This is a genomic window from Pseudomonas sp. TMW 2.1634 (assembly GCF_001703595.1).
Classification (GTDB): Bacteria; Pseudomonadota; Gammaproteobacteria; order Pseudomonadales; family Pseudomonadaceae; genus Aquipseudomonas; species Aquipseudomonas fragi.
The window spans coordinates 1,050,387-1,062,864 of the sequence record NZ_CP016849.1; the positions used below are offsets into that span (position 1 = coordinate 1,050,387).

The 12,478-nt window shown below is 53.4% G+C and carries 10 protein-coding genes; 2 read left to right on the top strand and 8 right to left on the bottom strand.

Features of this window, described 5'->3' with window-relative positions:
- Positions 1-2: 2 nt before the first annotated feature.
- The 4 genes from BFC21_RS05035 to BFC21_RS05050 form a co-directional block, all read right to left on the bottom strand.
- Complete coding sequence (locus tag BFC21_RS05035) at positions 3-233, bottom strand: AlpA family transcriptional regulator (RefSeq protein WP_070411909.1); 231 nt, start codon at positions 231-233, stop codon at positions 3-5.
- A gap of 109 nt (positions 234-342) precedes the next feature.
- Positions 343-1,098, bottom strand: a complete 756-nt coding sequence (locus tag BFC21_RS27140; protein ID WP_070411908.1) for a hypothetical protein — start codon at positions 1,096-1,098, stop codon at positions 343-345.
- 285 nt (positions 1,099-1,383) lie between these two features.
- Positions 1,384-1,662 (bottom strand): hypothetical protein, encoded by a 279-nt coding sequence (locus tag BFC21_RS05045; protein ID WP_070411907.1) that lies wholly within the window; start codon positions 1,660-1,662, stop codon positions 1,384-1,386.
- Positions 1,663-2,567: 905 nt separating this feature from the next.
- The gene (locus tag BFC21_RS05050; protein ID WP_034113392.1) at positions 2,568-3,548 is read right to left on the bottom strand and encodes an IS5 family transposase; all 981 of its coding nucleotides are present in this window, start codon (positions 3,546-3,548) and stop codon (positions 2,568-2,570) included.
- A 353-nt stretch (positions 3,549-3,901) separates the two neighbouring features.
- On the opposite strand from BFC21_RS05050, the gene BFC21_RS05055 reads away from it, so the two are divergent.
- Positions 3,902-4,090 (top strand): hypothetical protein, encoded by a 189-nt coding sequence (locus BFC21_RS05055; RefSeq protein ID WP_070411906.1) that lies wholly within the window; start codon positions 3,902-3,904, stop codon positions 4,088-4,090.
- Positions 4,091-5,099: 1,009 nt separating this feature from the next.
- Here BFC21_RS05055 and BFC21_RS05060 read toward each other — a convergent pair.
- The 4 genes from BFC21_RS05060 to BFC21_RS05075 all read right to left on the bottom strand — a co-directional run bounded on the left by BFC21_RS05060 (position 5,100) and on the right by BFC21_RS05075 (position 11,680).
- Positions 5,100-8,186 (bottom strand): efflux RND transporter permease subunit, encoded by a 3,087-nt coding sequence (locus BFC21_RS05060; protein WP_070413658.1) that lies wholly within the window; start codon positions 8,184-8,186, stop codon positions 5,100-5,102.
- Positions 8,183-9,253: an efflux RND transporter periplasmic adaptor subunit gene (locus tag BFC21_RS05065; RefSeq protein ID WP_070413657.1), complete on the bottom strand. Its 1,071-nt coding sequence runs from the start codon at positions 9,251-9,253 to the stop codon at positions 8,183-8,185. The genes BFC21_RS05060 and BFC21_RS05065 overlap by 4 nt, the downstream gene beginning before the upstream one ends.
- A gap of 88 nt (positions 9,254-9,341) precedes the next feature.
- A complete protein-coding gene (locus tag BFC21_RS05070; protein WP_070413656.1) occupies positions 9,342-10,175 on the bottom strand; it encodes a MipA/OmpV family protein in 834 nt (277 codons plus the stop codon).
- Entirely contained in the window at positions 10,172-11,680 is a 1,509-nt protein-coding gene (locus tag BFC21_RS05075; RefSeq protein ID WP_197432295.1) for an efflux transporter outer membrane subunit, read from the bottom strand. The genes BFC21_RS05070 and BFC21_RS05075 overlap by 4 nt, the downstream gene beginning before the upstream one ends.
- Positions 11,681-11,764: 84 nt before the next feature.
- Here BFC21_RS05075 and BFC21_RS05080 point away from each other — a divergent pair, with 84 nt between their 5' ends.
- On the top strand, positions 11,765-12,466 hold the full coding sequence (locus BFC21_RS05080) for a response regulator transcription factor (protein ID WP_120265760.1): 702 nt from the start codon (positions 11,765-11,767) through the stop codon (positions 12,464-12,466).
- Positions 12,467-12,478 lie beyond the last annotated feature (12 nt).

The following is a 12,478-nucleotide window of genomic DNA, read 5'->3' on the forward strand; positions in this document are numbered from 1 at the left end:
CATCAGGCCAGTTTATCTAAGCGTTCAACGACCCACTGCTCAATCTCCAGCGAGTCCCAGCCGACCGCACGCATGCCAATGCGTCTAGCCTGAGGAAATTTACCTTCCTTCATCAAGTTGTAGATGTGGGCACGCTTGAAACCGGTTTTACGCTCTACCTCGTCGCGCCGCATGATATGACGTTCGATTTGTTTTGGCGTCGCAGCAACGGTGGGGGAGGATTGATGGGACATGGTGGTCACTCCTAGAGCCAGATGGCGTTGGGTGGGAAGTGACCTGGATTCAATACCAAAAAACACTGCCGGTCATTGCAATGCAACGTCGGTGATTGCGGTGCAACCCTCATCTTTTGGCTTGGGCGAGACTACGTTTTGCGGCCGCAAATTTCTCATCCAACGATCGCTTGCTCAGCCCTGGTACTCCGTCGTAATACGCGGTTATGGAGTCGACGATGGAAGCCTGGCTATCGAATATAGAGTGCTTTCTTCCTGTTGAGGACGATCCCAGTATGGTATTTACCAGCGCTCCAATGACATTCAGGTAGCTCGCTTTGCTTTGGTTACTGACCTGCTCTTTGTTTTCGGCAAGCACGCGCAGATTCTCGCGCTCCAGCCCAGCTGCTTTGAGCTCATCGATCAGCGTTTGGAGGTGTTTCTCGGTTGCCTTTAACTGCACCTGTAAGGCGTCCCGATCTGCTTGTAATATCAAGTAGGTGCTGTAATGGATCGCAACCTGATCGGCGGCAATTGGGCTGAAAAGGAAGGTGGGGCGCTGATCTGGATGGTAGTGAAACATCCACCGCTTTAAATCCGAATGCCTGACAGTCAGTAATTTAATATCGACGGGAGTACCTGGTGCAACCGTAGTTCCCAGAGCTCCGTAAGGTAGTTCGTGGTTTCGAATGGCATCCAGAATTTTTTCTGTGTTGATGTGCAAGCATGGCCATTGTGGAAAGCCGTGGATAATTCGCCCTGGGGTGTCCCATGTTAACTCCAGAATCTGAGCCTCATGAGCAATAAGATCGCACCAGCGTATTGCTGCTTCGATGGGACTATAGAACAGCTTTTCAATTGAGCGGAAGCTATTGAGATCGTACATAGAGGTAGCCCTGTTATCAAAGGGCAGACCCGCTAGGTAACGTCTAAAGATCCAACATTTGATCTAGGCTTCCATGCGGTTGCTGTCCTATATTCCCTGATAAGTCACAATTTCTGTCGTCCTGATGCGTTTTTTCAGGCGGTATGTGAGGGGTGGCTATTCTAAGAATGCCGAGCCGTTCCCCTCACAGGACGGTTAGGACATCGCAAAACAAAACTAAGGATGGACACGATATCGCAACTATTTTTACCTCTCAGCTGTCTCTCCTGCCGGCTGGAGCCCTAATCAACTCCATCCACCGTCATAACTATTTTCGAGGCGCTGATGCAGGTGCCGGCCTTGTTCAACGTCCAATATTTCGGAGACCATCAGACCACACAGGAACCCTCGCATTTGATGATATGTGTTCCCCGCTCCCGCATGATTGAGGGCCTTCCAGCGATATGCTTCGACCTGAGGTCGTAAAAGGGGCAGCTCTTCTCTATCGTCCACCAACTGGCACAAGTCATCAAAAAACTGGTTGGCGGCCGCGATGGCGGCGATGCCTTGTAGGGACTCATACATGAATCGACCTCCTTCCCGTTGCTACATGCCTGGAACGGAAAACTGACGATAATGCGGTCCTCGCCATCTATGTAGCTTAGAGCGCAGCCGTGTTCTGCAGCTGCGTATCACTATCACCACTATGCGTTTCTGACATCGCTTTATCTCCGTGCCCAAGGCCTTTTTTTGGATGGTAGACGGGGATGCATCGTTAGGTCTCACATTCGTTTTAGAAGATACGAGCTTCCTGCTAACAACTGACTTAAACGAACCCGCTCGCTTGATGTACTGCCTAGCATGGCTAGTGAGTGGCACGTAGACGGTACTGGCGTTCAATGCGGGTTAGGTGAAGATCCTTCTTCTGATAGGTGCTAGCTAGGTCATGAAATCTACGATCCAGCACTAAAGTTGCCGACAGGTCTTGGCAGCCCAGGCCTAAGGCGACAGCTGCAGGAGAAAAACGCCATAGCCCCAAAGGAGAAAATGTCTATGGCGGAGGGCCACCAGACTTTAAATAGGATTACTCCTATTTATTAGGCAAGTGGCCGCTAAAACGGATTTTTTACTACTTGTGCCTCTAGCTTGTCATCTATTTATCAAGATTGTATGAAGAGTCTATCAATTTCTTATCAATGGCCGGATATTCAGAGACTTAGATGATGAGTGGTCGATCAATCTGTAGTGATATTCAAATGCGACCCTTTGGCAGATAAGACTTGGACTACTGATCGCTGGCCGTTATGTCTGCACTTAGTTGCTTGACGCGGACTGGGACCTTAAGCATGTACCCCGGTCTCATTAGGGATGCTCCGATCAACTTGCTGCGCGGCGGCCGCAAGTCGTAATTTGCACGGCACGCAGCGCTATTTGCTCAAAACGACCTGATGCAGTGTTCATCGAGGGCGTTTTTCGCCCGGTTTTCCATGTTAAGCGCGCAACTCGCCCATACCCATCAGTTGTTTTCGAGCCATCCACAGGTTCGACAGGGCGAACAATGTGGTCAACTGAGCCGTGTTTTTCATCAGCCCACGAAAGCGCACTTTCACGTACCCAAATTGGCATTTGATCACCCGAAACGGATGTTCGACCTTGGCCCGTGTCTGGGCTTTGCAGTACTCAATCTTGCGCTTGGCCTTGTAGAGCACGCTGCGTTTATTCAACTTGGAATAGGTGCTGCGGCGCGCCGCGATTTGCCAGATCACTTCACGATTTTCATGCTCTTCACGCTTCTCAACGCCGGTGTATCCGGCGTCTGCATACACTGCATTTTCTTCGCCATGCAAAAGCTCGGCGACCTGTGTGACATCGGCGACGTTGGCGGCGGTGCCGTGGACGTGATGAACCAAGCCGGACTCGACATCAGCGCCAATATGGGCCTTCATTCCGAAGAAATACTGGTTACCTTTTTTGGTCTGATGCATCTCAGGGTCGCGCTTTCCCTCTTCGTTTTTAGTCGAACTGGGAGCATGAATAATGGTGGCATCGACGATAGTGCCCTGACGCAGAGACATGCCTTTGTCCTGCAAATAACCATTGATGACCGCGAGGATTGCAGGTGCAAGCTGATGCTTTTCCAATAAGTGCCGGAAATTCATGATCGTGGTGTCTTCAGGTATCGGGGCGCTCAAGGTCAAACGTGCAAACTGGCGCATGGGCGTGATTTCGTAGAGCGCTTCTTCCATGGTCGGATCGCTCAGGGAAAACCAATTCTGCAACAGATGAATACGCAGCATGGTTTCCAGAGGATAGGGTTTTCTGCCGCCACCGGCCTTGGGGTAGAACGGCTCGATCAGGCCCAGCAGACCCGTCCAGGGCACGACCTGATCCATCTCGGCGAGGAAGCGTTCGCGGCGTGTCTGCTTGCGCTTGCCGGCGTATTCGAAATCGGAAAAGCTCATCTGGCTCATAGGCGGCTCGGATCAGGTGGTCAGGCGTATTTCAGCACATTTGAAAACTTGTTCGGAGATTCCTTAGGCGAAATCTATATTCGAATAGCGTAGAGGCTATCCACAGCTCTCTGAGCCTGAGAGCTGTTGCTCCAGCGCAGCCATTCGCCATGCCGCCGCAACAGTTAGTAGTACGGCTGATTCGGTCTATTTTTGATATTTCATTATGAATCAATTGGTTGGAGTTTTTTTTTGGCGAGAACAGTATTTTTTTATAAAAATTGACGTCTTAACGAAAAATTCACAATAACTCGACCGTTTATTAATGGGCTCGGCCTAATTTGAGAGGCCATGATAATAAAAAAGGTGCTGTGATGGCCCAAACGTCCACGTTCGAGCGCTCGCTTATCCTCAGCAAGCTTGAATTGTATGCCGAGCGGCTTGCTGAGCTAGCGTTCAATCTTAAACGCTCAGGCCATCCCCATGATGCCGTGAAGCTTATGGTCGAGGTGGAGCAGTTGATCAACGTAATAGATCGCCTAAAGGCAATGGATATTGATTAATCTGTGATTAGCGCCCGGTTTTGAGCTCATCGTTCTGGGCAAGGTGAACATCCTAGGTCTCGCTGGATAGGCCTTTTTGTCGCAGAGGCCCGCCATCAGGTTGGAGATAGACAAGTCAACGTGCATCGGATCCGAATGCAGCGGGTAATCCACACTCAGTATCTCGACTCCGCGAATTGATCGGCATCGGCCTGATCCAGCCCTGGAGCGATGTGGGGAGTGGTAGGACACACTGTAGCTGTTTAAGCTCTACGCTTACTTGGTCAAGCTTCGGGCCTTAGCAGGGCGTACCAGCGTGAGTCACTCTAACCCGCGTTCGCAGGAACTGTGCGCAGAATGCTTTAGCAAGGCACTAAATATACGGCGGCCCTATTATTCAAAGAACACATGCGCTGTTGTTGGTCTTCCGGTTGCGAAGTGGCTGTAGCTGGCGGGTGTAAGGCTTCCTCTGCTTGAAGTCTGTTCTGCTGTTGCTGAGTGGCCGCAAGCTTTTGTCTCAGCGGTTGTAGGGCTCTAGGACTGTTAGGCGAAATCTTCTCCAATTCGGCATCAGTTTCCAAAACAGATGGCCGAAAAATCCCCATGGTGACCAATTGCCGATCCTGCTCAAGCGTGCTCATGGGTTTGCGAGCGAGAGTGTCAGAGTTGTTACGGCGCATCCGCCCTAAATGCCCACGGCAGACAAAACCATCACGAATTTTCTTGTGGTGCTCATGTGATTTCTCCCTTCACAGTCTTTGCCCAATGGAACGCAACGCTACGACAGAGGGGAAAGCTCGTCTAGCGCCGCTCATGCAGTTCAATCTGCGCTGAAGTGGCGTGAAGAGCGTCCGATCGGTTGCAATAGCGCCGGCGTTTCGTCGGAGCATTACTTCCAATGGTAATCATCCGTACTCTCGCTCAAGGCTGGGCCCGTCGGCGAGACATCGGTCACATCGAAAAATGGTTGCGACCGACGCCCGGTATCGCCCAACGCCGGGAAGGCGTCCTCAGTCGGACGCTTCCATGTCTAAACGTGCTGTTCTTTCTCGTTGTTGGTGATCCGCTCCCCGATGGCGCCCGCGAAAAGCAGGTCATACAACACTGGGATCAACCCTAATGTAACTAAGGTGCCGAGTGCCAAACCACCAATTAGCGTGATCGCCATGCCTGTCCACAAAGGGCCGGCAAACATCATCAACGGGATCAGTCCGACAATGCAGGTCAGTTTGGTCATCAAGATAGGCCTTAGCCGTTCTACTGCTGCCGTCAGGACAGCATCGTGACGGGATTGGCCTTCGGCGACACCCACCTCGATTCGCTCAAGCAGCAGGACCGCGTTATTCACAATGATCCCTGCCAAGGACAGCAATCCAAATGTGGCCATAAATCCAAATGGATAGCCGGTCACTACCAAGGCCAGCGCGGCGCCAATCAGTACAAAAGGGATGCTGGCAACGATGATCAGCAGTTTTCGGAACGAGTTGAATTGCCAGACGAACAGTAACAACATCGACAATACGGCAACTGGCATATATTGCACTAACGACTCATTGGCCTCTGCGGATTCCTCCATCTCCCCGCCAATTTCAATATGATATCCAGGTGGAAGTTTAAACTCTGCCACCTTAGGTGCAATCTGCGCGACTAGGGTCGCCGCCGTCAGCTCAGGATTGCGGCCTGAGATGGTAATGGTCCGGTTTAAATTGCGACGCTGAATCGCAGAGGGCTCTGAACTGAGCGTCACCTGCGCTATAGCCGCCAGCGGAACCGGCGAGCCGTTCGCTTGCGGATAGATCAATGTACTACCCACGTCTTCAGCTTGGTCACGCTCAGTCATCGACCCACGCAGCATGATTGGCACGGTCGTGTCATCGTCATGGATCTGAGACACCTGTGCGCCTGAGTATCGAGTCTGCAGCGCTTGAGCGACATCGGCGCTGGTCACGCCCGCGCGTCGGGCGCGTACCTGGTCAACCACCACTTCGTAACCTGAGATTCGAGCATCCCAATCGTCCTGCACGTTGACCGTGCCTGGCAGACCATGCAAAGCCTTAGCTATATGATTGGCCGCTGCACGTAATACGGTCTCGTCCGGTCCGCTGACGCGATAGACCGCCTTTCCAGATTCGGTGGTGCCCAAGGAAAATCGCTTTGGCTCAGCACGCACTTGCGGGTACGCCGCAAGCATATGGTTGCGCACACGAGCGATCACCGCATCCATGTCACTGCCTTGGCGCACACTGATGGTGAAGTAGCCTGCGTTCGTCGCAGGCAGCGGTGGATTTAATCCCAGTACGATGCGTGGGCCACCGTCTGAGACGTAGCCGATGCTGTCGACAATTTCTGGATTTTCCTGGTCATTCGCTAGCCAGTTGCTGATGTCCTTGACGGTCTGCAGTGTCTGACGAGAATCGGTACCGGGTTCTAGCGTCAATGGCATCTGAAATTGCAGCCGATCTGATTCAGGCAAAAAACTGTAGGGGAGGGACGCGAGTACCGCAACGGCTCCAGTCAGCATAACCAGCATCACGGCAATGAACATCAGTTTATGGAGCATGAGCGCTTGGATAACGCGCCGATAGCCCCGATACAGTTTTGAATCGTAGGCTGCCTGATTATTGTCTGCTGGGGCGTGCGCCTTGGCAAAGTAAAGGCATAACAAGGGTGTCACCGTCAGGCTCAATACCCACGACCCCAGCAGCGTTACAGCGAGCACTATCGGAAGTGATCTCAAGTACTCATTTGTGCTGGTCTGACCTAGGAAAAAAGGTGAAAACGCCAACACAATAACCAACGATGAAGTCAACAGTGGAATCGCTAGCGTCCGCCCTGCCTCTATGCAAGCAGAGCGACGTTCCTCTCCGGCCTGAAGACGTCGTTCGATGTCTTCGGCAATCACAATGCCATTATCCACCAGAAGTCCCAGGGCGATGATGATCGCTGCGATGGACACCGTTTGCAGTTCGACCTTCAGCGCGCTCATGACAATTAATGACCCGAGAATAGTTAGCGGCACGATTGCCCCCACCACAAGCCCGGTGCGCCAGCCCAGAAACAACATCACTACAGCCATCACGATAATGACCGTCTCGGCCATCACGCTATTCATCTTGCCCATTTCACGCTCAACCACGTCGGCCTGGAAGGTCACGACGTGTTGGGAAAAACCGGCCGGTAGTTGTTTGGCGATTTCGTTCAATCGTTGCCGTAATTGGAGGCCGAAAGCTGCGATGTTCTGCCCGGATGCCATCGAAACGGCAAGTACGACGGCCGGTTGCCCCTCATAAATTGCCGCCGTTTCCGGCGGATCGGCTGGCATCAAACGAACGTCTGCCAATTCACCCAACGCCACAACTGTTGTGTCATTGCCCCTCGGTGCGGAGATTAGAAAGCGACGCAGGTCGTCCAGAGTTCGCATCTCACCGGTTGTCATCACGGTGAAAGCCGATCCGGAAACAGAGGGCAGTCCTCCAGGTGTCACAACGTTTTGAGTACGCAGTTGTTCCAGTACGGCGTTGGGACTCAGCCCGAGGCCAGCCAAGCGCTGGCGGTCAAATTCGAGGTAGATGCGTTCTTCTTGCAAGCCGTATATAGAGACACGTTCAACGCCTGGCAACGCGTAGAGCTGCTCACGAGTATTTTTAAGTTGCTCGCGTATTTCGCTCATGCTGAAGCCGGGCGCGGTAACTGCGACGGATGCCACGGCCACGCGGCCGAAATCATCATCGACAAACGGTCCCAGGCTGCCCTGCGGGTATCCTGCCGCTGCCTCGCTCGCCTTAGCGCGTACACGCTGCCATAGCGCACTAAGGTCTTTGACCTGGTCGTATGCCGTGATCTGAATCATCGCGCTTCCGGGGCGCACGGTTGTGATGATCTTTTTTATGCCCGCCAGTTCGCGTAACTTTTCTTCGGTCGGTCTGGCTAGCAAATTTTCTATGCGTTCTGCCGGCATACCCGGAAAGTAAATTGCAACGAGCGCGTCACGAATGGTGATCGTTGGCTCCTCTTGGGAGGGAAACCGCAGAAACGTTAATACCCCGCCTATCAAAATCAGGAGTGCGGTAAATAAGGTCAGCCGGCTCGCGCCGAGTGCGCTTCGAGTCAGGTTCATAAGGCTTTGTCCCGGCCGATGTGTGTGGCGGGTTGATACAGACGTACCGCCTGCCCATCAACCAGGAATGCGGCGCCTGCAACCACGACGGTTTCGCCGACGGCAAGGCCGTCACGTACGAGTACTCGACCGTTTTCCACCGTTTCGGGGGTGATCTCGCGACGGCTGACTTTGGCGGTGGCTGCATCGTACACAAAGACACTTGCTTGTTTGCTCTGTGTTTGTGGGATAAGTGCCGTAACCGGCACAGAAGGCGCATGCGCTTGCGCTATTGGTAACGTAATTAGCACCGTCTCGCCACTGCGAAGTTCGCTGCTTGGTTCGACTGGACGGAAGATGGCTTGTACCAGCGCGCCATTTTCCAGGCGACTGGACAGGCTTTCCAATCGGATGGAGACGTCTTGCGCAGGGTTTGCGTTTGTATAGGCCGATGCGACATCCCCTGGCTTAAGTTTAGTAACCAACGCGGCAGGAAGCATGCCGACGACTTCAGCCTTCTCGGCGCCCTCAATCTGAAGCACGCTTTGTCCTGCTGTCACATCTACGAAGGGTTGAACTGAACGAGCGACGATGCGTCCATTAAATGGCGACACAATGGCGCTGGTGCGCACGGCTCGACTGGCCAGCGCTTCTGTTGCCTTTGCGCTGTCCAACTGCTCGTTGGCACTCAGGTAGGCTGCACGAGCAGCGGCGAGGGTCGCGGGTGAGATCACGCGATCATCAAACAATGCTTGCTGCTGGCGAAAATTCAGATCTCGTTCGGCTTTTTGCGCTTTGGCGGCGCTCACATCCGCACGGGCCTGTTGTAGTTTGAGTTGTGCAGGCTCTGGATCCAGCCGTGCGAGTGTTTGGCCTCGCCGAACCGTATCGCCGACATCCACGGCGATGGAAGCTATACGGCCTGAACCTTCAAAGCTCAGATCAGCGCGTTGTTCAATCCGGACCCGGCCCGTGATAGGAAGGCGATTGCCCTCGCTATCACGCACGGTTTCAACCTTCACAGAACGGGGCGGGGTTTGTGGGGGCGGCGTTGAACGGCCGCACCCTGCAATTAGACTTAACATCATTATTAACGGTACAAGAGGCGCGCGAGGGGCATGGATCACGACATGTATTCCCGATGTTTGATAGTTGAGCGACCGCCGTCTAGCAGGGTCAGAACGTATAACTGATGGAGGTAACGGCGCTCAGCGCGCCTTTGCGTTCGATCAGAGGGCTGTCCTCAACTTTTCCGCCCAATTCCGATGCGGTTACCAGCACATACGTTGACCAGTTTTCGTCAAATTTATGAGTCCAGTTCGCGTTCAGAGCGTACTGATTCAGGCCGCCTCCAGGAGTAAATGCGGTAAACCTCGATTGCTGAGATTGCTGACCAGTTACGCCGAAATAGGCCTGGTTGTAGCGATGATCGGCAGCTCGGACGTCAAGCCCAAGCACAATGATGTCTCTTGACTGGTTCAACACCGTCGCTTCGAGTCCGGCGCGATAGCGCGTGCCCCTTTCTCCGCCATCCAGCGCAAATTCGGCTTCGCCATTGACCGAGAGCCACGGCGTCAATTGCTGACTTAGATACAGAATACTAGTTGCTGTGCTGTCGACCTCGCCCATGCCTGAGAGTCGGTTAGCCCCAGGTCTAAAGTCGTTATTGCGATCATCCCTGCCAGCGTCGTAGAAAAAGGACTGACTGATGTAGAAGCCTGAAGGCGACTGCCATTGCAAGCCTAGCCCTCGATAGGTATCAACAAAAAAAATGCCGCGGCTTAGCGAGAGAACCGGAACCGGTACACTCCGGTAATCCTTTGAGCCCATGTAGCGGGGCCCACCAGCAACACCGACACCGACGCTGGCTTGAGTATCGCCACCAAAGATGCTGTCGGTGATTGAAGCTGTTTCAGCCTGCGCCTGAAGAGCCAGGGGCAAGGACATCACCGAACCGTAGAACACTTGGGCAACAGAGCGTCGTAATGCGTATGCAGAAAGTTTTTTCATGATTTTTTTCCTAACGTTGCTGGAGCGTTCATGCTTACGCCATAGAAGGCGTGGAAAAGGGCGATACGATTGAGGGCTAAGTCCCGTTGCGCGAAAATACCGTCGATGCGGGTTTGGTGGAGCCGCAGGCGTGCCGACAACAGCCGCGGTTGGTCCTCCCATCCTGCGTCGAAGCGCGCAGTCGCTCGCCGAACACGTTCATCCTCTGTGATCCCCAGTCCACGCTCGCTGCGCACTCGTTCAATCAGCGCGTTGCGGGCTGTGAGCACATCGGATACTTCTCGGAACGCTGATTGCACGGTTCTTTCGTAGTCGGCCACAGCCGCCTGTTTACGTAGCTGTGCCAGATCGAGATTGGCGCTGTTACGGCCATGATTGAAAATGGGCAGCGTGATTTGAGGAATGAAGGTCCAAACGCGGCCACCTGCATCGAATAGGTTTCCCAAACCATCGCTGGCAGTACCCAATGAGGTACTCAACGTAACTGATGGAAAGAACGCGGCTCTGGCCGCACCGATGTCAGCATTTGAGGCCCGTAGTTGCTCCTCCGCCTGAAGGATGTCGGGACGTTCCAGCAGCACCTCAGAGGGCAACGAATTCAGCCAGTCGAGCGACTCATTTGGGTTGGCCAATTCCTCGACCTTTCCCGCGGGGGAGGCGCCAGCGTAGCCAGTCAGCAACTGCAGCGCATGTCGTGCGGCGGCCGCGTCGGTTTGAGCCTGCTGCATTCTTGCGTGTGAGTGTTCGGTGTCGCTGCGTTGCAGGTTCACTTCATCTTCAGATAACGTCCCAACGTCTCGTTGGCGTTCGGCGAGATTGAGCAGGGTCAGCGTATCGAGATATGCGTTTTGCAGTTGTTGCGCTTGAGCCGCAGCTGCGCGATCAATAACATAGGCACGTAGAACTTCTGAAATCAGAGCACCGCGAAACGCGTGTTGTCCTTGAGCACTGGCCATATACCGATGCCTGGATGCGTCGGAAAGACTGCGAACCCGGCCGAAGAAATCCAGCTCGAAATCCGATGTGCCGATGGTCGCAGCGCTCAATTTCTGCCCGTAGCGAGCGTCGAGGCTGGGATCATTGAATTTCTGCCGGAAGCGTTGGACTGAGGCATTCACGCTGGGTAACTGCTGTGCACGATCAATTCGATTTAGCGCGCGTGCTTGTTCGACCTGGAGCGTCGCGACTTTAAAGTCACGATTGTTAGCCAAAGCACGTTCGACGAGCGGGACAAGATCATCGCTTGTCGAAAACGCCGTAAGAAAAAGGCGTTCCTGGCTAGAGAGCGGTTCCGATCTTCCTTCCGGAACCTTGGAGGTGGGAACCGTCGAGCTGTCAAACCGTGCTGGAATCGGTGCTTCAGGTCGCTGGTACGTTGGTGCCAGTGAACAAGCAGATAGACTGATGACTACAGGGAGCAGCACCCCGAATACCAGTGTCCCACTGCGTCGGAAGAAACCGGTCTGATTCTCTGTTGGTAAGAAAGTAGCCATCAACTCAACCATTCGCTGTTATCTTGGAGTGAGATGGTGGCAGCAGACTTTCAAGAATCGTTGCGGAAATTATCAAGGTTTTATTAAGAGGCTCGCATGGTAGGTAAAAGAATACTGGTGGTTGAGGACGACGCCTTGAGTGCAAGTACGCTTGAGGCCTACCTTCGCCGAGACGGTTTTGAAGTAGCTATTGCTGAAGACGGTCTTCGGGGTGTTGAAATGCACGCACGCTGGAAACCGGATCTGGTGTTGCTGGATGTCATGTTGCCCAAGTTGAGCGGCACAGAAGTTCTTTCCGCTATTCGCCGTTTGGGTGACACGCCGGTCATTATGGTGACCGCAATCGGTGATGAGCCTGATAAGTTAGGCGCACTTCGCTATGGGGCGGATGACTACATAGTCAAGCCTTACAATCCGAAAGAAGTTGTCGCCAGAGTGGTCGCTGTACTACGCCGAACAGATTCCAGTCGTCTTATATCAAAAGATCAGCTACGCGATGGTGCGCTGTTGGTGGATCTTCAAACATTTACCGCGCATGTTGAAGGTCTGGAACAGGGCAGTGTTGTGTTGGACCTTACGCCTACGGAATTTAATATATTGGCGACGTTGCTGAGAGCTCCCTTCAAAGCATTTACCCGTGGTGAACTGTTGGAGGCGTGCGTACCAGAGAGCGGAGCTTTAGATCGAGTCATCGACGCGCATATCCATAATCTTCGTCGTAAGCTGGAGGCCAATGGTATCGCCAATGTTTTGGTTACCGTACGCGCCGTCGGCTACCGGTTCCGGGGGACGCAGTGAAATTACCATTTT